This window comes from Salinisphaera orenii subsp. halophila YIM 95161 (genome assembly GCF_003732545.1).
Lineage (GTDB): Bacteria > Pseudomonadota > Gammaproteobacteria > Nevskiales > Salinisphaeraceae > Salinisphaera > Salinisphaera orenii_A.
On sequence record NZ_AYKF01000072.1, the window covers coordinates 29,489 to 52,687 of the forward strand.

At 66.8% G+C, this 23,199-nt stretch carries 21 protein-coding genes, 4 tRNA genes and 1 pseudogene; 12 read left to right on the forward strand and 14 right to left on the reverse strand.

Going from position 1 to position 23,199, the window contains the following annotated elements; translation table 11 throughout:
* Positions 1-17 precede the first annotated feature (17 nt).
* From mnhG to SAHL_RS07115, 8 genes and pseudogenes are all read left to right on the forward strand, one after another.
* On the forward strand, positions 18-353 hold the full coding sequence (gene mnhG / locus SAHL_RS07080) for a monovalent cation/H(+) antiporter subunit G (RefSeq protein WP_123590707.1): 336 nt from the start codon (positions 18-20) through the stop codon (positions 351-353).
* Positions 350-913, forward strand: coding sequence for a DUF4040 domain-containing protein (locus tag SAHL_RS07085; protein ID WP_184947475.1), 564 nt, complete (start codon positions 350-352; stop codon positions 911-913). Before mnhG ends, SAHL_RS07085 begins: the two co-directional genes overlap by 4 nt.
* A complete protein-coding gene (locus SAHL_RS07090; protein WP_123590708.1) occupies positions 913-1,344 on the forward strand; it encodes a Na(+)/H(+) antiporter subunit B in 432 nt (143 codons plus the stop codon). Before SAHL_RS07085 ends, SAHL_RS07090 begins: the two co-directional genes overlap by 1 nt.
* A pseudogene (locus tag SAHL_RS07095) lies at positions 1,341-1,721 on the forward strand (cation:proton antiporter subunit C); the annotation flags it as partial. The gene SAHL_RS07090 and the pseudogene SAHL_RS07095, both read left to right, overlap by 4 nt.
* 158 nt (positions 1,722-1,879) lie before the next feature.
* Entirely contained in the window at positions 1,880-3,346 is a 1,467-nt protein-coding gene (locus SAHL_RS07100; protein ID WP_123590729.1) for a monovalent cation/H+ antiporter subunit D family protein, read from the forward strand.
* A complete protein-coding gene (locus tag SAHL_RS07105) occupies positions 3,343-4,803 on the forward strand; it encodes a proton-conducting transporter transmembrane domain-containing protein (RefSeq protein WP_123590710.1) in 1,461 nt (486 codons plus the stop codon). Before SAHL_RS07100 ends, SAHL_RS07105 begins: the two co-directional genes overlap by 4 nt.
* Positions 4,804-4,816: 13 nt before the next feature.
* Positions 4,817-5,080 (forward strand): hypothetical protein, encoded by a 264-nt coding sequence (locus SAHL_RS07110; protein WP_123590711.1) that lies wholly within the window; start codon positions 4,817-4,819, stop codon positions 5,078-5,080.
* Position 5,081: 1 nt separating this feature from the next.
* Positions 5,082-6,773: a Na(+)/H(+) antiporter subunit D gene (locus tag SAHL_RS07115; RefSeq protein WP_245968434.1), complete on the forward strand. Its 1,692-nt coding sequence runs from the start codon at positions 5,082-5,084 to the stop codon at positions 6,771-6,773.
* 121 nt (positions 6,774-6,894) lie between these two features.
* Here the strand turns inward: SAHL_RS07115 and dnaQ are convergent, their stop codons facing one another.
* Genes dnaQ through SAHL_RS07130 form a run of 3 tightly spaced genes read right to left on the reverse strand, consistent with a single transcriptional unit; the run spans position 6,895 to position 8,858 of the window.
* A complete protein-coding gene (dnaQ, locus tag SAHL_RS07120) occupies positions 6,895-7,632 on the reverse strand; it encodes a DNA polymerase III subunit epsilon (RefSeq protein ID WP_123590712.1) in 738 nt (245 codons plus the stop codon).
* 30 nt (positions 7,633-7,662) lie between these two features.
* A complete protein-coding gene (rnhA, locus tag SAHL_RS07125) occupies positions 7,663-8,112 on the reverse strand; it encodes a ribonuclease HI (protein ID WP_123590713.1) in 450 nt (149 codons plus the stop codon).
* Positions 8,109-8,858 (reverse strand): class I SAM-dependent methyltransferase, encoded by a 750-nt coding sequence (locus SAHL_RS07130; protein ID WP_184947477.1) that lies wholly within the window; start codon positions 8,856-8,858, stop codon positions 8,109-8,111. The genes rnhA and SAHL_RS07130 overlap by 4 nt, the downstream gene beginning before the upstream one ends.
* 35 nt (positions 8,859-8,893) lie before the next feature.
* On the opposite strand from SAHL_RS07130, the gene gloB reads away from it, so the two are divergent.
* From gloB to SAHL_RS07145, 3 genes are all read left to right on the forward strand, one after another.
* Entirely contained in the window at positions 8,894-9,670 is a 777-nt protein-coding gene (gloB, locus tag SAHL_RS07135; RefSeq protein ID WP_123590715.1) for a hydroxyacylglutathione hydrolase, read from the forward strand.
* A gap of 163 nt (positions 9,671-9,833) precedes the next feature.
* The gene (locus SAHL_RS07140; protein WP_184947479.1) at positions 9,834-11,339 is read left to right on the forward strand and encodes a LysM peptidoglycan-binding domain-containing protein; all 1,506 of its coding nucleotides are present in this window, start codon (positions 9,834-9,836) and stop codon (positions 11,337-11,339) included.
* A gap of 38 nt (positions 11,340-11,377) precedes the next feature.
* The gene (locus SAHL_RS07145; RefSeq protein ID WP_123590717.1) at positions 11,378-12,172 is read left to right on the forward strand and encodes an enoyl-ACP reductase FabI; all 795 of its coding nucleotides are present in this window, start codon (positions 11,378-11,380) and stop codon (positions 12,170-12,172) included.
* Between the two features lie 63 nt (positions 12,173-12,235).
* On the opposite strand, the gene SAHL_RS07150 is transcribed toward SAHL_RS07145, so the two are convergent.
* The 11 genes from SAHL_RS07150 to SAHL_RS07200 form a co-directional block, all read right to left on the reverse strand.
* On the reverse strand, positions 12,236-14,116 hold the full coding sequence (locus tag SAHL_RS07150; RefSeq protein WP_184947481.1) for a SurA N-terminal domain-containing protein: 1,881 nt from the start codon (positions 14,114-14,116) through the stop codon (positions 12,236-12,238).
* 204 nt (positions 14,117-14,320) lie between these two features.
* A tRNA-Asp gene (locus SAHL_RS07155) sits at positions 14,321-14,397 on the reverse strand.
* 14 nt (positions 14,398-14,411) lie between these two features.
* Positions 14,412-14,487: transfer RNA gene (locus SAHL_RS07160), tRNA-Val, on the reverse strand.
* 43 nt (positions 14,488-14,530) lie between these two features.
* On the reverse strand, positions 14,531-14,803 hold the full coding sequence (locus tag SAHL_RS07165; protein ID WP_123590719.1) for an HU family DNA-binding protein: 273 nt from the start codon (positions 14,801-14,803) through the stop codon (positions 14,531-14,533).
* Between the two features lie 212 nt (positions 14,804-15,015).
* Positions 15,016-17,403 carry an endopeptidase La gene (gene lon, locus SAHL_RS07170; RefSeq protein ID WP_184947483.1) on the reverse strand — a complete coding sequence of 796 codons (2,388 nt, stop codon included), beginning with the start codon at positions 17,401-17,403 and terminating at the stop codon, positions 15,016-15,018.
* A gap of 124 nt (positions 17,404-17,527) precedes the next feature.
* Positions 17,528-18,805, reverse strand: a complete 1,278-nt coding sequence (clpX, locus tag SAHL_RS07175) for an ATP-dependent Clp protease ATP-binding subunit ClpX (RefSeq protein WP_123590721.1) — start codon at positions 18,803-18,805, stop codon at positions 17,528-17,530.
* 159 nt (positions 18,806-18,964) lie between these two features.
* Entirely contained in the window at positions 18,965-19,609 is a 645-nt protein-coding gene (gene clpP, locus SAHL_RS07180) for an ATP-dependent Clp endopeptidase proteolytic subunit ClpP (RefSeq protein ID WP_123590722.1), read from the reverse strand.
* 28 nt (positions 19,610-19,637) lie between these two features.
* Positions 19,638-20,963 (reverse strand): trigger factor, encoded by a 1,326-nt coding sequence (tig, locus tag SAHL_RS07185; RefSeq protein WP_123590723.1) that lies wholly within the window; start codon positions 20,961-20,963, stop codon positions 19,638-19,640.
* Positions 20,964-21,080: 117 nt separating this feature from the next.
* A complete protein-coding gene (locus tag SAHL_RS07190) occupies positions 21,081-22,073 on the reverse strand; it encodes an aldo/keto reductase (RefSeq protein ID WP_123590724.1) in 993 nt (330 codons plus the stop codon).
* 94 nt (positions 22,074-22,167) lie between these two features.
* A tRNA-Lys gene (locus SAHL_RS07195) sits at positions 22,168-22,242 on the reverse strand.
* A gap of 38 nt (positions 22,243-22,280) precedes the next feature.
* Positions 22,281-22,356 (reverse strand) — tRNA-His (locus tag SAHL_RS07200).
* A 551-nt stretch (positions 22,357-22,907) separates the two neighbouring features.
* On the opposite strand from SAHL_RS07200, the gene SAHL_RS17995 reads away from it, so the two are divergent.
* The coding region (locus SAHL_RS17995; RefSeq protein ID WP_221177874.1) for a hypothetical protein at positions 22,908-23,199 on the forward strand (292 nt) is incomplete at its 3' end.

A 23,199-nucleotide genomic window follows, 5' to 3' on the forward strand; every position in this document is an offset into this window, starting at 1 on the left:
GCGGCGACGGAGATCGCATGACGGCCCTCATCGACATGGCGAGCTGGGTGCTGCTGGCGGGCGGCGCCGTGTTCAGCGTCATCGGCGGCATCGGCATCCTCCGCATGCCCGACTTCTACACCCGCATGCATGCGGCCTCGATCACCGATACGGCCGGCATGGCCCTCATGCTCGCCGGCCTGATGCTCCAGGCCGGCCTGACGCTGGTCACCGCGAAGCTGGTGTTCATCATGGTCTTTCTGATCATCACCAGCCCGACCGCCACCCACGCGCTGGCGCGGGCGGCGCTGCATGACGGGGTGCACCCCCAGCTCGACCACGATCGTCGTCGGCACAAGGAGATCGAGCCGTGACTGTCGATATCGTGCTCAATATCCTGCTGCTGAGTTTTCTGGCGATCACCGGCCTGGCGATCGCGCGGGTTCGCAATCTGTTTCCGGTGGCGATGCTGACCGGCCTGTACAGCCTGCTCTCGGCCAGCCTGTTCCAGTTGCTCGACGCCGTCGACGTCGCCCTCACGGAAGCCGCCGTGGGCGCCGGCGTGATGACGGTCCTGTTCCTGGCGACCTTCGGCCTGACCCGGGCGCGGGAAAAGTCGGTGCCGCGATCGCGCACGGCCATCGGCCTGGTGGTGACCGGGCTCACGGGCGCGGCGCTGTTCTACGCCAGCCTCGACATGCCCCACTTCGGCGCCGCGGACACCCCCGTTCAGGAGCATCCGCTGCGCGAGCGCTATCTGGAGACGGTTCGCGAGGAGATCGACGTGCCCAACGCCGTCACCGCCGTGCTGGCCAGCTACCGCGGCTACGACACCCTCGGCGAGGTGACCGTGGTGCTCACGGCCGGGGTGGGCGTGCTCATGCTGCTGGGCGTGAGCCGCCGCGGCCGCCACGACGACGACAAGGAGCCCTGATGCGCGAGCACACCGTCCTGCGCGTCGTGGTGAAGCTGCTCATCGCGCCGATTCTCATCTTCGCGCTCTACGTGCAGTTCCACGGCGACTACAGCCCCGGCGGCGGCTTCCAGGCCGGCGTGATATTCGCGGCGGCGATCATTCTCTACGCCCTGATCTTCGGTCTGGCCGAGGCCCGCCGGGCGGTGCCGCCGGGCGTGCTGCGCGTGATCGGCGCCCTGGGCGTGCTGCTGTACGCGGGCACCGGCGTCTACGCCATGCTTAGCGGCGGCAATTTCCTCGACTACGATTATCTCGCCCACGACGCCGTTCACGGTCAGCACTACGGCCTGTTGCTGGTCGAGTTCGGCGTCGGTCTGACCGTAAGTTCGGTGATCACCAGCGTCTTCTACGTCTTTGCCGGCCGCGGCCGGCGGCGGGAGCAGTCATGAGCCTGGCCACGATCGCCGACGCGTTCTTCGGCCTGTTCAACTACTGGATCGTCATCGTGCTGATGATGATCGGCTTCTACATCGTCATCTCGCACGACAACCTGGTGAAGAAGCTGATCGGCCTGAACCTGTTCCAGACCTCGGTGTTCATCTTCTATATCAGCATGGGCAAGATCGCGGGGTCGACGGCGCCGATCCTCACCGAAGGCGACGAGGCTGTCTACGCCCACCCCCTGCCGCACGTGCTGATCCTCACCGCCATCGTGGTCGGGGTGGCGACCATGGCCCTCGGCCTCGCGTTGGTCGTGCGCATCCACGAGGCCTACGGCTCGATCGAGGAGGACGACGTTCTGGCCGCGGATTTCGAAACCCAGGACAGCGAGGCGGCGACCGAGCGCGCCCGGCAGCGGTCGGCCGAGGCACGACAGCAAGCCGGCGCCCGCGACGATGCCGATGACGGCCACCGGGCCGGCGGCGAACGCGCGGCCGACGGCCACGGGGACGAGCGCACGTGATCACGCAGTTTCTCTCCCAGATGCCGGTGCTGCTCGTGGTGCTGCCGCTGCTGGCGGCGCCCGTGTGCGTGATCGTCCACCGTGCGGCGCCGAGCTGGTTCATCTATGCGCTGACCTCCTGGGCCTGCTTCGCGATCGCCTTCCTGCTGTTCGTGCAGGTCCGCATCGGCGGCCCGATCAGCTACGTCCTGGGCGGCTGGCCGCCGCCGTTCGGCATCGAGCTGCGGCTGGACGCGCTGAACATGCTCGTCGTCCTGCTGGTGACGGGCATCGCCGCGATCGCCTCGATCTATGCGCGCGCGAGCATCGCCGCCGAGATCCCACGCGAGCGGGCCTACCTGTTCTATGCCGCGCTGCTGCTCTGCCTCTGCGGGCTGCTCGGCATCAGCATCACGGGCGACGCGTTCAACCTGTTCGTCTTTCTCGAGATCTCGTCCCTGTCCTCCTACAGTCTGATCGCGATGGGGGCGAAGCGGCGGGCGCTGCTGTCGGCGTTCCAGTATCTGATCATGGGTACGATCGGCGGCACCTTCCTGCTGATCGGCATCGGTTTCCTCTACATGATGACCGGCAGCCTGAACATGGCCGACATCGCCGATCGCCTGCCCGCGGTCTCGGACACGCGCACGGTCGAGGCGGGCCTGGCGTTCATCGTGATCGGCCTAAGCCTGAAGTTCGCCCTGTTTCCGCTGCACATCTGGCTGCCCAACGCCTACACCTACGCGCCCTCGGCGGTCAGCGCGTTCATCGCCGCGACCGCCACCAAGGTCGCGGTCTACGCACTGATCCGGTTCCTGTTCACGGTCTTCGGCGCGGCCTACGCCTTCGGTCAGCTGCCGCTGGGCGAGGTACTGATGGTGCTGGCCGTCGTGGCGATGCTTTCGGGATCGGTGGCGGCGATCTTCCAGACCGATGTCAAGCGGCTGCTGGCCTGGTCGAGCGTGGCCCAGATGGGCTACATCGTGCTCGGACTGTCGATGGCCAGCGCCACCGGCCTGACCGCCGCACTTGCCCACATCGTCAATCACGGCATCATCAAGGGCGCGCTGTTCATGGTGGCCGGCGCGCTGTTCTGGCGCATGCGCGCGATCTCGATCAACGACGTGGCCGGTCTCGGCCGGCGCATGCCCCTGACCGCGGCGGCCTTCGTGGTCGCCGGACTCGCCCTGATCGGGGTGCCCGCCACCGGCGGCTTCATCAGCAAGTGGCTCCTGCTCGAGGCGGTCATGGAGGACGCGCACTACGGCCTGGCGGCGGCCATTCTGGTCAGCTCGCTGCTGTCGGTCATCTACATCGGGCGCGTGGTCGAGGCCCTGTATTTCCGCGATCCCGCCGATAATGACGGCAAGACCGCCGAAGCGCCGGTGTCGATGGTGGCCGCCACGTGGGTGCTGGTCGGCGCGAGCGTGGCACTCGGCCTGTACGCCTCGCCGCTGGTGGAAACCGCCGAACGCGCGGCAGCCGGGCTGCTCGGGAGCGGGGCATGACCGCGCTCTGGCTTCCCCTGCTGGTCGCGCTGCCGGCCGTGATGAGTCTCGTGGTCGCCGTCAGCGGCCGCTGGCCGAACCTGCGCGAGGGCGTGAGCGTGGCCACCGCACTCGCGCTGCTGGCCGGAATCGCCGGTTTCATCGGCGACGTCACGGCCGGCGCGCGGCCCAGCTTCACCCTGTTCGAGATCCTGCCCGGCGCCAGCCTGACCTTCACGCTGGAGCCGATCGGCCTGCTGTTCGCGATGATCGCCTCGGGGCTGTGGTCGCTGACCACCGTCTACGCCGCCGGCTACATGCGCGGCAACGCCGAACATGCGCAGACGCGTTTCTTCGTCTGCTTCGCGCTGGCGATCTCGGCGGCCATCGGCATCGCCTTCGCGGGCAATCTGATGACGCTGTTCATCTTCTACGAGATGCTCACGCTGTCGACCTATCCGCTGGTCACCCACCACGGCGACGCCGAGTCTCGCGACGGCGGGCGAGTGTATCTCGGCATCCTGCTCACGACCTCGATCGGCTTCTTCCTGCCGGCGACCGTGGCCACGTGGCTGCTCACCGGCAGCATCACCTTCACCGACGGCGGGTTGATGGCCGGCTCGGGCCTGGGCGCGCTCGGAGCCGGACTGCTGTATGCGCTGTTCCTGTACGGGACCGGCAAGGCAGCGCTGATGCCGTTTCACCGCTGGCTGCCGGCGGCGATGGTCGCCCCCACCCCGGTCTCCGCGCTGCTGCACGCCGTGGCCGTGGTCAAGGCCGGCGTGTTCATCGTGCTCAAGCTGACGGTGTATGTCTTCGGCGTCGACTTCCTCGCCGAGACCGGCGCCTCGCAGCCGATGATGTGGATCGCCACGATCACGGTGCTGGGCGCCTCGCTGATCGCGATGACGAAGGACAATCTCAAGGCAAGGCTGGCGTATTCCACCGTCAGCCAGCTGTCCTACATCGTGCTCGGCGCCACCATGGCCTCGAGCCTGGGCATTCTCGGCGGCTCCATGCACATCGCCATGCACGCCTTCGCCAAGATCACGCTGTTCTTCTGTGCCGGCGCCATCTACACCGCCACGCATCGCAAGAACGTCAGCGACCTCGACGGCCTCGGCTATGCGATGCCGATCACCTTCTCGGCGTTCTTCATCGCCTCGCTGTCGCTGATCGGCATCCCGCCGATGGGCGGGATCTGGAGCAAGTGGTATCTGATGGAGGGCGCCGCGGACGCGGGCCACATCGCGATCATTCTGGTGCTGTCGCTGAGCTCGCTGCTCAACATCGTCTATCTGCTCGAGATTCCGACCCGCGCGTTCTTCCACAATCCACGCCCGGACACGCCGCGCAACTGGCAGGAGGCACCCTGGGCCTGCGTGATCCCGCTGTCGATCACGGCAGCCGGCTGCATCGTCTGGTTCCTGTATCCCCTGCCGTTCACGGCGCTGCTCTCGCCGTGGGCGCCCCAGTGATTCGAGGTTGGTCATGCTGATCGAACGCAATCCGCAGTCGTTGCGCCGCCCGAGCACGCCGGCGCGTCGGCGCGCCGCCTGGCTGCTGTACGCGGTCTGCGCCCTGACGCTGGTACCGAGCCTGTTCATTCACCCGCACGCCAAGTTCGGATTCGCCGAGCTGCCGGCGTTCCACGCCCTGCTGGCCTTCGTCACCGGCTGCGTGCTGGTGCTGGCCGCGATCATCCTGCGACGGCTGATCATCCGCGGCGAGGACTATTACGAGCATCGGACCTGACATGCCCGCATGGCTGAACAATCCCGGCATGCTGCTGATCATCGCCGGCTGCATCATCCCCCTGCTGCCCTATCGCGCGCGCATGGTGGTGCTGCTCGGCGCCCCGGCCGCCGGGCTGGCGTGGCTGTGGCAGATTCCGCTGGGCACCACCACGCAGATGGCGCTGCTGGAATACACCCTCACGCCGCTGCGGGTCGACGGGCTCGCGTTCACGTTCGGCGTGATCTTCCACATCGCCGCCTTTCTGGCGGGTGTCTACATGTGGCACACGCGCAGCCGGCTGGAGCCGGCCGCGGCGCTGATCTATGCCGGTTCGGCCATCGGGGCGGTGCTGGCGGGCGATCTGATCACGTTGTTCATGTTCTGGGAGGTGACCGCGATCGCCTCGGCGCTGCTGCTGGTCATCCGCGGCCTGCGCGACGCGATGATCGTGGCCCGGCGCTATCTGCTGGTGCAGACCGGCTCCGGCCTGTTCCTGATGGGCGGCGCCGCGATCCACATTCACGCCACGGGAGACGTCGCCTTCACCCACCTCGGCCTCGACGCACCGGGCAGCTGGCTGATTCTGTTCGCCTTTGGCATCAAGGCCGCCTTCCCCCTGCTGCACAACTGGCTGCAGGACGCCTACCCGTCGGCTAGCCCGACCGGCACGGTGGTGCTGTCGGCCTTCACCACCAAGATGGCCATCTACGCGCTCGCACGCGGCTACGCGGGCACCGAGCTACTCATTCCGATCGGCGCGGTGATGACGATCTTCCCGATCGTCTATGCCATGCTCGCCAACGATCTGCGCCGCGTGCTCTCCTACAGCCTCAACGTGCAGCTGGGTTTCATGGTGGTGGCCGTGGGGATCGGCACCGAACTGGCGATCAACGGCGCCGCGGCCCATGCCGTGACCCACATCCTGTACAAGGCGCTGCTGTTCATGTCGATCGGGGCGGTACTGCATCAGACCGGGCACGTCCGGGCGACCGAACTCGGCGGGCTGGCCCGTCAGATGCCCTGGACGGCCGCGTTCTGCGTCATCGGCGCGGCCTCGATCAGCGCCTTCCCGCTGATGGCGGGGTTCGTGAGCAAGTCGCTCATCCTGTCCGCCGTGGCCGAGGAGAAATGGGCCGGCACCTGGGTGACGCTGACCGCCGCTTCGGCCGGCGCGCTGCTCTATGTCGGGATCAAGATCCCCTACTTCGCCTTCTTCGCGCCGAACGACCAGATCAAGGCCGATCCCGCGCCGCGCAACATGCAGATCGCCATGGGCCTGACCGCGACGGCCTGCATCGCGCTCGGCCTGGCGCCCGGGCTGCTGTATTCGATCCTGCCCTACCCCGTGGACTATCAGCCCTACACGGTCGATCACGTGGTGACCCAGATGCAGCTGCTCGCCTTCTCCGGGCTGGCGTTCTGGCTGGCCTGGCGGGCGGGGCTGTACCCGCGCCCGATGCGCGCGGTCCATCTGGACACGGACTGGCTCTATCGTCGCGTTCTGCCGGCGCTGGGTCATGTCGGCGAACGGCTGTTCCAGACCGCCAACCGCCGCTTCAGAGCCGGCGCCGGCTCGCTTGCGGACACCGCCATGACGCGGCTGCGCGTGCGCTACGGGGCGACCGGGGTACTCTCGCGTACCTGGAGCACGGGCTGGATGGCGCTCTGGGTGGCGATTCTGCTCATCGTCTATCTGGCGCTTTACTACTAGCGTCGCCCGACGCCGGTGCAAGCATCGCGCCGGCCGGATCGACGCCATCGAAGCCTGCCGCGGCCTCTCGGCGCGATCGAGGCGCGACCGACCGAGCGGGGCCGTGGGGGCGGGATCGCCCTCAGCCGTTCGTCTGCGCGGCTTCCATCGCCTGCCAGAGACAGGGCTGGCCACTGGCCTCGGACAGCATCTCCAGATAGCGCCGGTGGGCCGCCTGCTCCGCCTCACTGGCGCGCGTCACACGCGGGCGGCGGCCGGCGCCGGCCAGGTGCTCGGCCAGACCCGCGGTCGCCACGGCCGCCGCCCCGGCCTCCGATTCCGCGGCAAGGGCGATGTCGATCTGACCGCCGGTCATCGACAGATACACGTCCGCCAGCAGCTGGGCGTCGAGCAGCGCACCGTGCAGTTCGCGGTTCGAGTTATCGATCTCGAAGCGCTTGCACAAGGCATCCAGGCTGTTGCGCTGGCCGGGATAGGCCTGGCGGGCCTCCACCAGGGTATCGATCACCGACTGCCGCTCCTCGAGCGCGGTATGCCCGGCGTCGACCAGACGGAGCTCGTGGTTGAGAAAGGCCAGATCGAAGGGCGCGTTGTGAATGATCAGCTCGGCCCCGGCCAGGTAATCGGTCAGGGTTTCCGCGATCTCGTGAAAGCGCGGCTTGTCGTCTAGAAACTCGAGCGTGATGCCGTGCACGTCGATCGCGCCCTGATCGATATCGCGATCCGGGTGGATGTACAGATGCAGGTCGTTGCCCGTCAGCCGGCGATCGGCCAGCTCCACGCAGCCGATCTCGATGATGCGGTGGCCCTGGGCCGGCTCGAGGCCGGTGGTTTCGGTGTCCAGCACGATCTGACGCATGCTCGGTTTCTCCTGGCCTGTGGCCGGCGATCAGCCGCCCGCGCGCGGCAGTTCGTCGATACCGCGGTTGGCGAGCGCATCCGCGGCTTCGTTGCCGTCGTTGCCGCTGTGTCCCTTGACCCAGTGCCACTCGATCTCGTGGCGTTCGCAGGCGGCGTCGAGGGCCCGCCACAGATCGGCGTTCTTGACGGGTTTCTTCGCCGCGGTCTTCCAGCCGTTGCGCTTCCAGTTGGCCAGCCACGACATGATGCCCTGACGCACGTAGGTGGAATCGGTGTGCAGCTCCACCCGGCAGCCGCGCTTGAGCGCGGACAATGCCTCGATGGCGGCGGTGAGCTCCATCCGGTTGTTGGTGGTCTCGCGCTCGCCGCCGAACAGTTCGCGCGTGCGCCCGTCGCAGCTCAGCAGCGCGCCCCAGCCGCCGGGGCCGGGATTACCGCGGCAGGCGCCGTCCGTATAGATCACAACCGTTTTCGTCATCGTCGATATGGTAGCCCACCGGTGCCGGTGCGCGCCAAGGCGGCGGGCGCTGCGGCCCGGCTGCGTGCGGTTCGCCCGTGCTCCCGGTTGCGCGACACCACCTGCCGTCGCGCCAGTACGGCGTACGCCTGCGCGGCGCATGCCAGCGGCTCCAGCCAGCGCTTGCCGCTGCCGACGGCATAACGACCACCGAACAACGGAAAGCCGAGGCCGTAGCGCCAGAGCAGATCCGGCTCGAACTCGAGCAGCCGCAGCCAGTCGAACAGCCGGCCGGCGCTCGGCGGCGGTGCGCACGGCGTGAAGCGCGGTGTGCGCCGTCCGGGCATGCCCTGCCACAGCGCCCAGAGCGACCACGGATTGAACACGAGCACGATCAACTGGCCGCGCGCGCTCAGTACTCGCGCGCATTCACGCAGTAGCGCATGCGGGGCCGCGACCTGCTCCAGGCTGTGTGCCAGCACGAGCGCATCGACGCTGCCGGAGGCCAGTGGCAGATGCCGGCCGTCGAACACGGCATCGGCATCCGGGCCCGCCGACCAGGCGAGCCGCCACTGGCGAAGCGTACCGGCATGATCGAGCAGGGCGCGATCGATGCCCCAGCGGCCGACCTGAACGCAGCGATACCCGGTGAGCCTTGGCAGCAGCTCACGCAGGAGTCGCTGCTCGTACTGCAGGAAAAGACGCGCTCTCGGGGTCTCGAGCCAGTCCCGCGATTCCGTGTATCGTGCAGGTAGAAAGCGTAACAATTGATTTTGGCTCAGGCCGTTGGCAACATCTTCCGATGATCGACATTAAACCGCTATCGGCACTGTCCGACAACTACGTGTGGATTCTCGGCCGCGAGGGGGACGACCGCGTCGTGATCGTCGATCCCGGCGAGGCCGCGCCGGTGCAGCGTTTTCTGGCCGAACAGGGCAAACGCGTGGGCGCCTACCTGATCACGCATCACCACGGCGATCACATCGGCGGCCTCGATGCGCTGCTCACCGAGCACGACGCCCCGGTCTACGGGCCGCGCGCGGAGGCGGCGACCATCCAGCGGCTGACGCATCCGCTGGCCGGGGGCGACCGCTTCAGCCTCGACTGCCTCGACACCGAATTCGAGGTCTTCGACGTGCCGGGCCATACCCTGGGTCACATCGCCTATCTCGCGCCGGGCGAGCTGCTGGCCGGCGACACCCTGTTCCGCGGCGGCTGCGGCCGCGTGTTCGAGGGCACGGCCGCGCAGATGCAGGCGTCGCTGGCCACGCTGCGGGCACTGCCGGCGGATACTCGGGTCTATGCCGGACACGAATACACGCAGAAGAATCTCGCCTTCGCCCGCATGGTGGAGCCGGACAACACGGCGATCATCGACGCCGTGGCGGCCGTCACGGCCCTGCGGGATGACGACCGGCCGAGCCTGCCCGGCTCCCTGGCCGAAGAGTTCGAAACCAATCCGTTCTTACGCTGGGACAAGCCGGCGGTGATCGCCGCTGCCAGCGAACGCGCCGGTCGCGATCTGACCGACCCGGCCGAGATTTTCGCCACGCTGCGCGAATGGAAGAATGCCTCTTAGGCGCCGTCGCCACGCCGGCGCAGCCGCGGTCCTCGCGCTGCTGATCGCCGGCTGCGCCACCGAACCACCCGAATCGACTCGCACCACCCCGTCATCAGACTCGTCCATCGCACGGCCTTCGCCCGAGCCGACGCAGAACACGGACGCGCCCGCCGAAACGTCGGTGGCGCGCGAGGACTACGAGCCGCAATCCTGGCGCGATCCGTCCGTGGATCTGTGGGCGCAGGTGCGCGACGAACTGAGCCTCGACCCGCACGCACAGCGTCGCGAGGTGCGGGAGTGGACGCAGTACTACGCCACGCATCAAGGACATGTGGACGCCTCGCTGGAACGGGCCCAACCCTACCTCTGGCATGTCGTCCGCGAAGTCGACGCGCGCGACCTGCCGGGCGAGCTGGCGCTGCTGCCCATCGTCGAGAGCGGCTACAACGCCGCCGCCCGCTCCTATGTCGGCGCCAGCGGCCTGTGGCAGTTCATGCCGGGGACCGCGGACCACGTCGGCCTGGCGCGCGACTGGTGGTACGACGGCCGCAACGACGTCATCGCCTCCACCGACGCTGCGCTCGACTACCTCGAGATGCTGGTATCGCGCTACGACGGTGACTGGCTGCTGGCGCTGGCCGCCTACAATGCCGGGCCCGGGCGCGTCGACGCGGCCCTCGAGCGCGCCGCCGCCGAGGGCATACCGGCCGACTACTGGCATCTGGAACTGCCGCGCGAGACCACGGAATACGTGCCCAAGCTGCTCGCCATACGGCGCATTCTCGTCTCCCCGCGCCGCTTCGGGATGACCTGGCCGTCGCTGGACAACGAAGCCCGCACCCGTGCGGTGGCGCTATCGAAGCAGATCGAGCTCGCGGTCGCCGCCGACATGCTGGACATGTCCGAGGCCGCGCTGCGGCGCCTGAACCCCGGGATGCGCCGCTGGGCGAGCACGCCGGACGGCGGGCGCACACTGCTGGTACCCGCGGACAAGGCGGCCGCCTTCAGCCGGCAGCTCGCCGACGCCGAACCCTCCGAATTGGTCCACCGCCGCACCCACACCGTGCGCCGCGGCGAAATCCTGGGCCGGATCGCCAACGCCTACGGCGTGAGCGTTTCGGCCCTGCGTCAGGCCAACAATCTGGCCGGCGATCGTATCCGCGCGGGGCAGACGCTGCGAATCCCGCGGGACGGCAAGGCGCCCCCGGCGGAGCCGACCCGGCGCTACGTGGTCCAGTCGGGCGATACGCTCTGGGAGATCGCGCAGCGCTACAACGTGGCGGTCGAGGCGCTGCGGCGTGCCAACGCCGACGTGGACACGCTCCGGCCGGGCGCTTCGCTCACGATTCCGGGCGCCGCGACACCGCCGGCGCCGACCACGCATGTCGTGCAACGCGGCGAGTCGCTGTGGTCGATCGCCGACGCCAACGACGTCGCCATCGCCGATCTGCGGCGCTGGAATCGGCTGGAGCCGGGTGGGAAACTGGAGCCCGGCCGTGAGCTGGCCGTCGACGGGCCCGCGCCGCTGCCGGATTTCTACGAAGTCGAGTCCGGCGATTCGCTCTGGTCCATCGCGAGTCGTTTCTCGATGCAGGTGACCACGCTGCGCAGCTTGAACGACATGAGTTCCAACAGCACCATTCAGCCCGGCCAGCGGTTACGGCTGCAGCCGGCCGTGTCCGGCTAGCACGGCCTTCCCACGGCAGAGGCATTCGAGGAGACGACATGGGATTTCTAGACGGCAAGAAGGCGCTGATCACCGGTCTGGCCAGTGAGCGCTCGATCGCGTACGGCATCGCCCAGGCGATGCGCGACCAGGGCGCGGAACTCGCGCTCACTTATCAGGGCGACAAACTCAAGGCGCGCGTGGAGAAGATGGGCGCCGCGCTCGGCACCGATATCGTACTGCCGCTGGACGTCGCCGAGGACGAGCAGATCGACGGGCTGTTCGAGCAGCTCGGCCAACACTGGGATCAGCTCGATGTTCTGGTTCATGCCATCGGCTATGCGCCGCGCGAAGCGCTGGCCGGCGGTTACCTCGACAGCCTGACGCGCGAGGCCGCCCACGTCTCGCACGACATCAGCGCCTACAGCTTCGCGGCGCTGGCCAAGGCCGGGCGCGGCATGTTGTCGGACAACGCCTCGCTGATCACCCTCACCTATCTCGGCGCCGACCGCGCCATGCCGGGCTACAACATCATGGGTCCGGCCAAGGCCAGCCTCGAGTCGAGCATGCGTTTCATCGCCTACGACCTCGGACCACGCGGCATTCGCGCCAACGCGATCTCGGCCGGTCCGATCAAGACGCTGGCCGCGGCGGGCATCCGCGGCTTTCGCTCCATGCTGAGCCACGCCGCGGCCGGCTCCCCCCTGCAGCGCAACGTCACCCAGACCGAAGTCGGCAACGCCGCGGCCTTTCTCGCCTCGGATCTGGCTTCGGGCATCACCGGCGAAGTGCTCTATGTGGACGCCGGATACCGGATCATGGGCATGACCCCGGGTGCTGAGTCCGACGACTAGACCGCCGCTCGGGGCGCAGACGCGGACACGGCGGCCGGGGCGACCCGGCCGCCTTTTTTTCGTTCAGTCGATGCGATTCTCGTCGATCTCGACGTCGGCCTGATCACGCAGATATGCGTTCAGCGCGCCGTATTCCTGGCGTGCCACGTACTGGCGCTGCTGATCGGCGAACTGCTCGCGCGGCGTGGCGCTGTCCTCGCGGGCCCGCACGCCGTCGACCACAACCAGGGCGACCCGGCCGTCGGCAGTCGCGGTCACGTCGAGACGCCGCGTTTCGTTCTCCGGGCTCGGCAGGCCGAAGGCGGCCTCGCGCACGCGCGGATCGACCTCGCGGTCGGAACGGCGGATGAAACCGGGCGACTCGAGCGTCGGCCCGTTCTCGCCGGTCAGCGAGTCCAGCGATTCGCCCGCCTCGAGGGCGCTCATCGCCTCGCGTGCCGCCTCGCGTGCGCGGTCCTCGGCCTTCTGCTGCGCCACGCGCTCGCGCACGGTGTCGCTCACCTCGTCGAGGGGGCGACGCTCGGCCGCCTCGTGCGACTCGACCCGCAGCACCACGCGACGGTCCGAGCCGAGCTGCATCGGCGTACTGTTGAGTTCGTCCTGCAGCACCGAATCCGAGAAAGCGGCCTTGCGGATCGCATCGTACTGGCCGATGCCGTCACCCCCCTCGCGGGTGATCCAGCCGGTTTCCTGGATCTCGAGATTCAGCTCGTCGGCCAGCGTTTCCAGGTCGTTCGGCGCCTCGTAGGCCAGCGTCTCCATCCGATCGCTCTTGTCGCTGTAGGCCGTGACCTCGCGCTGCGCGGATGCGATCGACTTCAGCTGGGACTGGACCTGCGGATCGTCGAACGACGGCGTGCTCGCCTCGGTGACGTCGCCGACGCGCAGCAGATACCAGGCCTGCTCACCGCGCACTGGAGTCGACGTCTCGCCGGTGTCGAGATCGAACAGCGCTTCGGCGACGGCGTCGGGCAGATCCTCGCGTGCAGCGCCGTCAATGCGGCTGTATTCGGCCCCGTCCACCGATCCGGCGGCCGTCTCCAGATCACCGTCCTGCACCGTCGAGGCGAGCTCCTGAATGCGATCGCGCGCCGCGCCGCCGTCGCCCTCGATCGGCACGCGCACCTGCGCCCCGCTGCGCCGCTCCGGCTCGCCGAACTGAGCCTCGTTCTGCTCATAGAGTTCGCGCAGGGCCGCCTCGTCCGGGGCGGCATCGCCGGCCGCGGCATTGCTGCGGGACAGCGACACATAGGAGAGCTTCACACGCTCGGGCCGCTGGAACTGGTCCGCATGATCCTCGTAGTACGACTCGAGCTCGGCATCGCTGACATCGACCTCGTCGATATAGCGCTGGGCATCGTAGGCGAGATAGCGCACGCGGCGTTCCTGGTTCACCAGACGATAGGCCTGATCGACCTCGGCCGGCGAAGCGAAGGCACTCGTGGTCACGTCACGGCGCAGCTGCTGGCTCTTGAGATCCTCGCGCAGACGCGCCTCGTAGCGCCCGGCCGGCATACCCGCCTGTGAAAGCAGACGGCGATAGCGCTCGGGCGAGAACTGGCCGTCGACCTGGAACTGCTCGTTGCTGCGCAGGGCCGCCAGCAGACGCGCGTCGGTCACGCGATAGCCGGCCTCGTCGGCGTACTGCGTGAGTACCGCTTCGTTGATGAGGCCCTGCAGAACCGTGCGGCGCAGTTGCTCCGGCGGGAACATGTCGGCGTCGAAGTTATCGCCCATCGCCTCGCGCAGGCGCTGGTACCGCTGATTGTAGGATTGCTGGAGCTGATAGCGCGTGATGTCGGTGCCGCCGACGCTGGCCACCACCGGGTCCGACGACGGCGTGAAATAGGAACCGATGCCCCAGACACCGAAAACCACCGCGATGATCGCCACCACCACATAGGCAAGCGGTCCGCTCGCGTTGTCGCGAATTCTCTGCAGCATTGGTCTCGCTCCCGCGTCCCTCAGTCCTTGAATGCGATGACCGGTGCGGCCGTTGGGCCGGTACCGGCCGCCCATTGTGCCGCATGGGCGTTCGCGCGGCAGCCTTCGACTGCATCACGCAGTGGTTGCACGCATAAAAAAAGGGCGCCCGAAGTGCGCCCTTTTCTCGATATGTACCGATCGTTCCGATCGGCATCCATCGTATGGCGGAGCGGACGGGACTCGAACCCGCGACCTCCGGCGTGACAGGCCGGCATTCTAACCAGCTGAACTACCGCTCCGAAAACTTTTTTTTTGGTGGGTGCTGACGGATTCGAACCGCCGACATTCGCCTTGTAAGGGCGACGCTCTACCAACTGAGCTAAGCACCCTGCCCGGCGTGTCGGCTTTCGCCGTTCACCCAGCGAAGGCGCGCTAGTTTACAGCGTCTTTGAGTGCTTTACCAGCCTTGAAGCCAGGAGTTTTTCCGGAAGGGATCGTGATCGACTGACCGGTCTTCGGGTTGCGGCCCTGACGGGCGGCCCGCTCGCGCACGGAGAACACGCCAAAGCCGACCAGCGATACCTTGTCGCCCTTCTTCAGTGCATCGGTGACCGAATCGATCATGGCGTCTACGGCCCGGGAGGCGTCCGCCTTCGACAGGTCCGCATCGGCGGCGACCGCATCGACAAGTTCGGTTTTGTTCATAACTAAATCCCCTGAGGAGTGAATACGATTTTGAACCCGCGGGACCGGGCCTTCAAGCAACGCTCGATCGCGAATGCATCGCCGACCATGCGCACCCGCGCCGCCATGATCAAGCCGGGCGGTGCGAGCATAAGCGGCTGTTATACCAAGCGCCTCTTTGCAGCGTCAACAAAGGCTTTCGCCGGCTCGCGCATCCTCCGGCCCGGTGGTGATCAGTGCGCACGCACGCCCGCCGGATCGTTCTTGCCCGTCGTCTCCGCTCCGGCACTGTCCTCGGCCAGCGGCTGAGGCTGACGCGTCAGCGCGATCTCGAGCACTTCGTCGATCTTGCGGACCGGCCGGATATCCAGCCGGTTCTTGATGTTGGCCGGAATCTCGGCCAGATCCTTCGTGTTCTCGTGCGGAATGACCACGATTTTGATGCCGCCGCGATGCGCCGCCAGCAGCTTCTCCTTGAGCCCGCCGATCGGCAGCACGTCGCCCCGCAGCGTGATCTCGCCGGTCATGGCGACGTCCGCCCGGACCGGAATCTGGGTCAGGGCCGAAACCATGGCCGTGCACATCCCGATGCCCGCACTGGGCCCGTCCTTGGGCGTCGCGCCCTCGGGCACGTGGACGTGCATGTCGACCTTCTGCATGAAGTCGCGCTCGATGCCGAGCGCCGTCACGCGCGAGCGGATGACCGTGAGCGCTGCCTGGATCGACTCCTGCATGACGTCGCCGAGCGAGCCGGTGTGCAGGGGCTTGCCCTTGCCCGGCACGACCGCGGACTCGATCGACAACAGTTCGCCGCCGACCTCGGTCCAAGCCAGACCGGTCGCCTGGCCGACGCTGTCCTGCTCCTCCGCGCGACCGTAGCGATACTTCGGCACGCCCAGATACTTGTCCAGGTTGCGCTTGGTCACCTGCGCGGTGCCCTGCTTCTCTTCGCTGATCAGTTCCTTGACCACCTTGCGGCAGATCTTGCTGATGTCGCGCTCGAGATTACGCACACCGGCCTCGCGCGTGTAGCGGCGGATGATGTCGGTCAGGGCGTTGTCGGAGACGGACAGTTCCGAGTCCTTCAGCCCGTTCTCCTTCATCGCCTTCGGCAGCAGGTAGCGCTCGCCGATATTGACCTTCTCGTCCTCGGTGTAGCCCGACAGCCGGATGACCTCCATGCGGTCGAGCAGCGGCTCAGGGATGTTCATGGTGTTGGCCGTGCACACGAACATCACCTGCGACAGATCGTAGTCGACCTCCAGGTAATGATCGCCGAAGGTGTTGTTCTGCTCCGGATCCAGGACTTCGAGCAGCGCAGACGCCGGGTCGCCCCGGAAATCCATCGCCATCTTGTCGACCTCGTCGAGCAGGAACAGCGGGTTGCGCACGCCGACCTTGGCCATGTTCTGGATGATCTTGCCCGGCAGCGAGCCGATGTAGGTGCGCCGGTGGCCGCGGATCTCGGCCTCGTCGCGCACGCCGCCCAGGCTCATGCGCACGAACTCGCGATTGGTCGCGCGCGCGATCGAGCGCCCCAGCGAGGTCTTGCCCACGCCCGGCGGGCCGACCAGGCACAGGATCGGCCCCTTGATCTTCTTGACGCGGCTCTGCACCGCGAGATTCTCGATGATGCGCTCTTTGATCCGCTCGAGGCCGTAGTGGTCGGTGTCGAGCGTCTCCTGCGCCTTGGCGAGGTCGATCTTGGTGCGGCTGCGCTTCTTCCACGGGATGTCGACCATCCAGTCGAGATAGTTGCGCACCACCGTCGCCTCGGCCGACATCGGCGACATGCTCTTGAGCTTGTTGAACTCGTTGGTGACCTTCTTCTTCACCTCCTTGGGCATGCCGGCCTTCTCGATCTTGTCCTCGAGTTCATCCAGATCGTTGGGCGCGTCGTCGATCTCGCCCAGTTCCTTCTGGATGGCCTTCATCTGCTCGTTGAGGTAGTACTCGCGCTGAGACTTCTCCATCTGCTGCTTCACGCGGCCGCGGATCTTCTTCTCGATCTGCAGCACCTCGATCTCGGCGTCGGTCTTGGCCACGACGTGCTCGAGCCGGGACTGGGCATCGGCGATCTCGAGCACGTCCTGGCGCTCGTCGAGCTTGAGGTTGAGATGGGCGGCGATGGTGTCGGCCAGCCGGCCGGGCGAGTCCATGCTGGAAAGCGACGGCAGCAGTTCCGCCGGCACTTTCTTGTTGAGCTTCACGTACGATTCGAAGGTCGACACCGCCGAGCGCATGAGCGCGTCGATTTCGGCGTTGTCCTCTTCGGCATCCTCGATGATCGCGTAACCGGCCGCGAGGCTGCCCTCGTGCTCTTCGAGACCGGACAGACGGGCGCGGTCGGCGCCTTCGACCAGCACCTTCACCGTGCCGTCCGGCAGCTTCAAGAGCTGCAGGATGGACGCGAGCGTGCCGACTTCGTAGATATCGTCGGCGCCCGGGTCGTCGATGTCTGCGGCCTTCTGCGCGACCAGGAGGATCTTCTTGTCCTCGGCCATGGCCGCCTCGAGGGCGTTGATCGATTTCTCGCGGCCGACGAACAGGGGAATGGCCATGTGCGGGAAGACAACGACGTCCCGCAACGGAAGAACCGGCACCTGGGCATTCTCTGCCATTGGAAGCCTCGCGTAAAAAGCGGCCGGCATTGCGCCGGCCCCTGTGAATTTGCTTGAAAAATGCGGGCGCCGGGGCCGATTTCAATCGACGCCGGCGCCGCCCGGCCGCGACCGGGCCTTCGGGTCACGCCCCCGCGCGGCTGGCGTCGGCGTTCTCGTAGACGATATAGGGCTGAGCATCGCCTTTGACCACCGCCTCGTCGACGACCACCTTGGAGACGTTCTCCATCGCCGGCAGTTCGTACATCACGTCGAGCAGGATCGATTCCAGGATCGTGCGCAGGCCGCGGGCGCCGGTCTTGCGTTCCATCGCGCGGTGTGCGATCGCCCGGAGCGCATCCTCGCGCAGCTCGAGCTCGCAGTTCTCCATCTCGAAGAGCTTCGCATACTGCTTGGTCAGCGCGTTCTTGGGCTCGCGCAGAATCGAGATGAGCGCGGTCTCGTCCAGCTCTTCGAGCGTGGCCACGACCGGCAGCCGACCGACGAACTCGGGAATCAGCCCGTACTTGACCAGATCCTCGGGCTCCACGGTGGCCAGCATCTCGCCCAGCGAGCGTTTTTCGGACGCGCCCTTGACCTCGGCCGAGAAGCCGATGCCGGAGCGCCCTTCGCGGGTCTGGATCGTCTGATCCAGGCCGGCGAACGCGCCGCCGACGATGAACAGGATGCCCGAGGTATCGACCTGCAGGAACTCCTGCTGCGGGTGCTTGCGCCCGCCCTGCGGCGGGATCGAGGCCGTGGTGCCCTCGATCAGCTTGAGCAGGGCCTGCTGCACGCCCTCGCCCGACACGTCGCGGGTGATAGACGGGTTCTCCGACTTGCGCGAGATCTTGTCGATCTCGTCGATGTAGACGATGCCGCGCTGGGCCTTGTCGACATCGTAGTCACACTTCTGCAGCAGCTTCTGGATGATGTTCTCGACGTCCTCACCGACGTAGCCCGCTTCCGTGAGCGTGGTGGCGTCGGCGATCGCGAAGGGCACGTCCAGCAGCCGGGCCAGGGTTTCGGCCAGCAGCGTCTTGCCGCAGCCGGTCGGTCCGATCATCAGGATGTTGGACTTCTGCAGCTCGACGTCGTCCTCGGCGGCCTCGGCGTTCAGGCGCTTGTAATGGTTGTACACGGCGACGGCCAGAATCTTCTTGGCCGGCTCCTGGCCGATGACGTAGTCGTCGAGCACGCGCCGGATCTCCTGCGGGCTCGGCAGGCCCTGCTTGGCCGGCTTGCTCGCAAGCTCCTCGCGCATGATGTCGTTACACAGATCGACGCACTCGTCGCAGATGAATACCGACGGGCCGGCAATCAGCTTGCGCACCTCGTGTTCGGACTTGCCGCAGAAGGAGCAGTAGAGCGTGCGCCCCGAGTTGCCGTTGGAGCCGCTGTTGCCGTTGGATTCTTCTGCCATGGTCTGGGACCTCTCAAAAAACAGGCGGTCGATATACCCTGTATGGCATATCGCGCGAACGCTTGTCACGAAGTTTCAACCGTCAAACCCGCATCGCGCCGCGGCGCGGCCGATCGAACATCGGCCGGGCCGCGGGCGTGCCGAATGAACGGCGTGTGACTACTTCGACTTCTCCGCAAGCGCCGCACGCGAGGTGAGCACATCGTCCATGACGCCGTATTCGGTGGCGTCCTTCGCGCTCATGAAGTAGTCGCGCTCGGTGTCGCGCTTGATCCGGTCGAGCGGCTGGCCGGTGTGATGCGCCAGCACCTCGTTGAGACGCTCGCGCGCATGCAGGATCTCGCGCGCGTGGATCTCGATGTCTGTGGCCTGACCCTGGAAGCCACCCAGCGGCTGATGGATCATCACGCGGGAGTTGGGCAGGCCGTAGCGCTTGCCCTGCGCGCCGCCGGCCAGCAGCACCGCGCCCATGCTCGCGGCCTGGCCGAGACACATCGTGGCCACGTCCGGCTTGATGAACTGCATGGTGTCGTAGATCGACATCCCGGCCGTGATCACGCCGCCGGGCGAGTTGATGTAGAGCTGGATGTCCTTGTCCGGATTGTCGGACTCCAGGAACAGCAGCTGCGCGACAATCAGATTGGCCATGTGGTCGTCGATGGGACCGACCACGAAGATGACGCGCTCCTTGAGCAGGCGCGAATAGATGTCGAACGAGCGCTCGCCGCGGGCGGTCTGCTCGATGACCATGGGGATGAGGCCCAGATTCTGGGCCGGCATGTTGTCGTCGTTGCGATCTGCCATAACCGTTGCTTCCTCGATCGCGCGGCGGTTAGCCGTCCTCGCGATTGGCGTTGAGTAGTTCGTCGAGCTCGACCGTCTTTTCGGTCACGGTCGCGCCCTCCAGCAGCTTGTCGATGACCTGCTCTTCCATGACCATGGCCTGCAGGCCCTGCATCAGCTGCGGATTCTGCTGATAGTACTGCTTGACCTGCTCGGCCTGGTCGCCGTAACCGGCGGCCACCTCTTCCATCTTGGCGTTGACGCGCTCCTGATCGAGTTCCAGCTCCTTTTCGGAGATGACCTCGGCGATCAGCAGACCCAGGGCCACGCGGCGTTCGGCCTGCTCGCGCAGCGCTTCGTCGGGCAGCAGCTGCTTGGCCTGCTCCTCGTCCTGCTGCATCTCCTGCGGCATCCGCTGCATGGCCTCCTTGCGCATGCGCTCGATCTCCTGCGCCACCATGGACTCGGGTACGTCGATCGGATTGGCGCCGTGCAGCGCGTCCATGGTCTGGGTCTTCACGCGCGTGTCGGCGGCGTGGCGCGCCTCCTGCTCCAGCGACTCGCGGACCTTGGACTTGAGCTCGTCCACGCCGCCCTCTTCGATGCCCATCTGCTGCAGGAAGGCCTCATCGATCTCGGCCGGCTTGGGCTCCTTGATGTCCTTGACGGTGACCTCGAAATTGGCGGTCTTGCCGGCCAGATCCTTGGCCCCGTAGTCGTCGGGGAAGCTCACGTCGACGTCGAATTCCTCGCCGGCCTTGCACCCGACCAGCGCGCGTTCGAGATCCGGCAGGAACTGCTGCTCGCCGAGATTGACCTCGATATCCTCGCCCGAGCCGCCCTCGAACGCCTCGCCGTCGATCCGGCCGACGTAGTCGACCACGGCCTGATCGCCGTCACGGGATTCGCGCTCGACGCTCTCCCAGGTCTTGTTCTGATCACGGATGCGTTCGATCGTCTTGTCGACGTCGGCATCCGTGACTTCGGCCACGGGCTTTTCGACCGCGATATCGTCCAGGCCCTTGAGTTCGATTTCGGGATAGACGTCGAAGGTCGCGGTGAACTCGAGCGGCTCGTGCTCCTTGACCTCGCCGAGTTCGATCTGCGGCTGGCCGGCAGGCTTGAGCTCGCTCTGCTCGATGGCTTCGGGATAGACGCTCTGCACGAGTTCGCCGGCGGCTTCCTGGCGCGCCTGCGCCCCATAGCGCTGATACAGCACCTTAGTCGGCACCTTGCCCGGACGAAAACCCGGGATCTTGGCGTGTTCGCCCACGCGCCGGACCTTGGCGTCGACGGCCTCGGTCACGCGCTCCGCCGGGATCTGCACCTTGAGCCGACGGGCCAGGCCACCGGGGTTTTCTACGGAAACGTCCATCAATTACCTCGAATTATCCAGTATCTGCGTTGAATCAAGCCGACCGGACGGCGGCGGCGCGCGCGTCGATCAACCTACGAGTATATCAAGCGTGGGGAAGGCCATTATTCCGGGCCATCACCCGCGCGTCGGCGGTGCCATGAATTCTGGCCCCACCGGATCGGTCACATGCGTGTTCACGATGCGCTCGATCTCGCCGCGGGCATCGTCGTCCACATGCCAGTCCCAGACGCCGTCGACCGGATCGAGCTGCGCGGGCTGGCGCGCGCCCCACAGGGCCACGCTCCGCGGGTACTGATCGAGCACCCAGCGGATGGCCAGTTCCAGCACATGCTTGCCGAACTGCTCCTGGGCGAAGGTCTCGAGCGCGTCGACCGCGGCGAGATACTGACCGAAGCGCGGCTGCTCGAACTTCGGATCGGCATTGCGCAGGTCATCGCCCGGGAACTCGCGATCGGCGTGCATGCGCCCCGACAGCAGGCCGCGGCACAGCGCCCCGTAGGCGAGCAGTCGGGTGTCGTGTTCGCGGATCCACGGCAGCACGTCGGCGTCGATCTGGCGCTCGAACAGATTGTAGGGATTCTGCGCGACATCCACCGGCGCGATCTCGCGGAACGCATCCAGCTGCTCGGGCGAGAAATTCGAGACACCGATCGCGCGGATCTTGCCGGCTTCGCGCAACTCCGCCATGGCTTCCGCGGTCTCGCGCACGTCCACCTGCGGGTCGGGCCAGTGCACCTGCAGCAGATCGATGACGTCGGTCTGCAGCCGACGCAGGGAATCCTCGGCCTCCTTGACGATGCGCTTGCGGCTGGCGTTGCGCGCGACGCGCTCCTCGGCGTCCCATTCCAGCGCGCATTTGGTCGCGAGCACGACTCGATCGCGCATGCCGCCCTGCTTCACGGCCTTGCCGACCAGTTCCTCGGAGGCGCCGAAACCGTAGACCGGCGCGGTATCGATCAGCGTGACGCCGTGATCGGGCGCGCTCTGAATGGTGCGGATGGATTCGGCCTCATCGGTGCCACCCCACATCCAGCCGCCGATCGCCCAGGTGCCCAGGCCGATGCGCGACGCCGTCAGACCGTTGCCGTCGAGATCCAGCGTTTCCATGCGTGACTCCTTGATCCGATACACCCGGGAGATGGGATCAAGCGACACGCATTCAACCGCAGGGCGGCGGCCGAGCGGCAATCGGGCGGGAAAATGGTGGGCCGCCGAGGACTCGAACCTCGAACCAATTGATTAAGAGTCAACTGCTCTACCATTGAGCTAGCGGCCCGACCGTCAAGGACAAGCGATGTCCTTCTCGCACAGAGATGGGGTGGACGATGGGACTCGAACCCACGACGACCGGAATCACAATCCGGGGCTCTACCAACTGAGCTACGCCCACCATCGACATCTGTCCGCGCGCTGTCGCACTGCTGCGCGACAGGCGGCGTATTCTAGCCATCTTCGCGCACGATGCCAACCTTCCGGCATCACTGACGTATGCCCGACATGATGGCGGGCGCCGAATCGCGCCGCGTTATACCAAACGGTGCACGGCCCTGCCCAAGAACTTGCGCCATACGGCGGATCCGGACGCGCCCTACCGCTCAGGTCGTTCCTGCGGCTGTCGTCGCAGCACGAGACGGGAGCCCGGAACCCGCAGCGCAAGGCACGCTGGATCCGAACGGATGGGCAGACAGGTGTCACCGTCGCCGAGTCTTCCCGCCGGCGCCGGCGATCGGACGGCTCTAAACGCCGCGGATTCGGGCGCGGATCGCGATCGTCGCGTCGATATCCAGCGCTTGACCGTGGCCCGTTGCAAGGCCACCGAATCGATGCCCGGCCGATGCGCTCACGACCAGCGCTTCGCATCATGCCCCCAGGCCAAGCGCACCCCGCACCGTGAGGAAGAGAGTATTTGCCAACGCGACGGGTTCAGCGCCGGGAAGCGCCGTGGCAAGCCGCGCGGCCGTCGCGACAGCCGGTCTCGACGACGCATCACCGACGCGCTCGCTGACGCGTCCTCCGAACAAGCCACGAGTTTCCGCCAACCCGGCTCTTTTCGTTGCTCCTCAAAGCCCACTGAAAGACTGCGCCCGGCTGGATCACTCGCGGCTGCGCCGCTCACGCTTCGGGCCAGTGCGGCTGACGCCGCACTGTCCGGACGCGCCTGGGCGCATCCGTCGAACCATGCTCATTATCCGTCGCTGGTTCGAATGCTGGTTGGAAAAGCCATTGCCAGAGC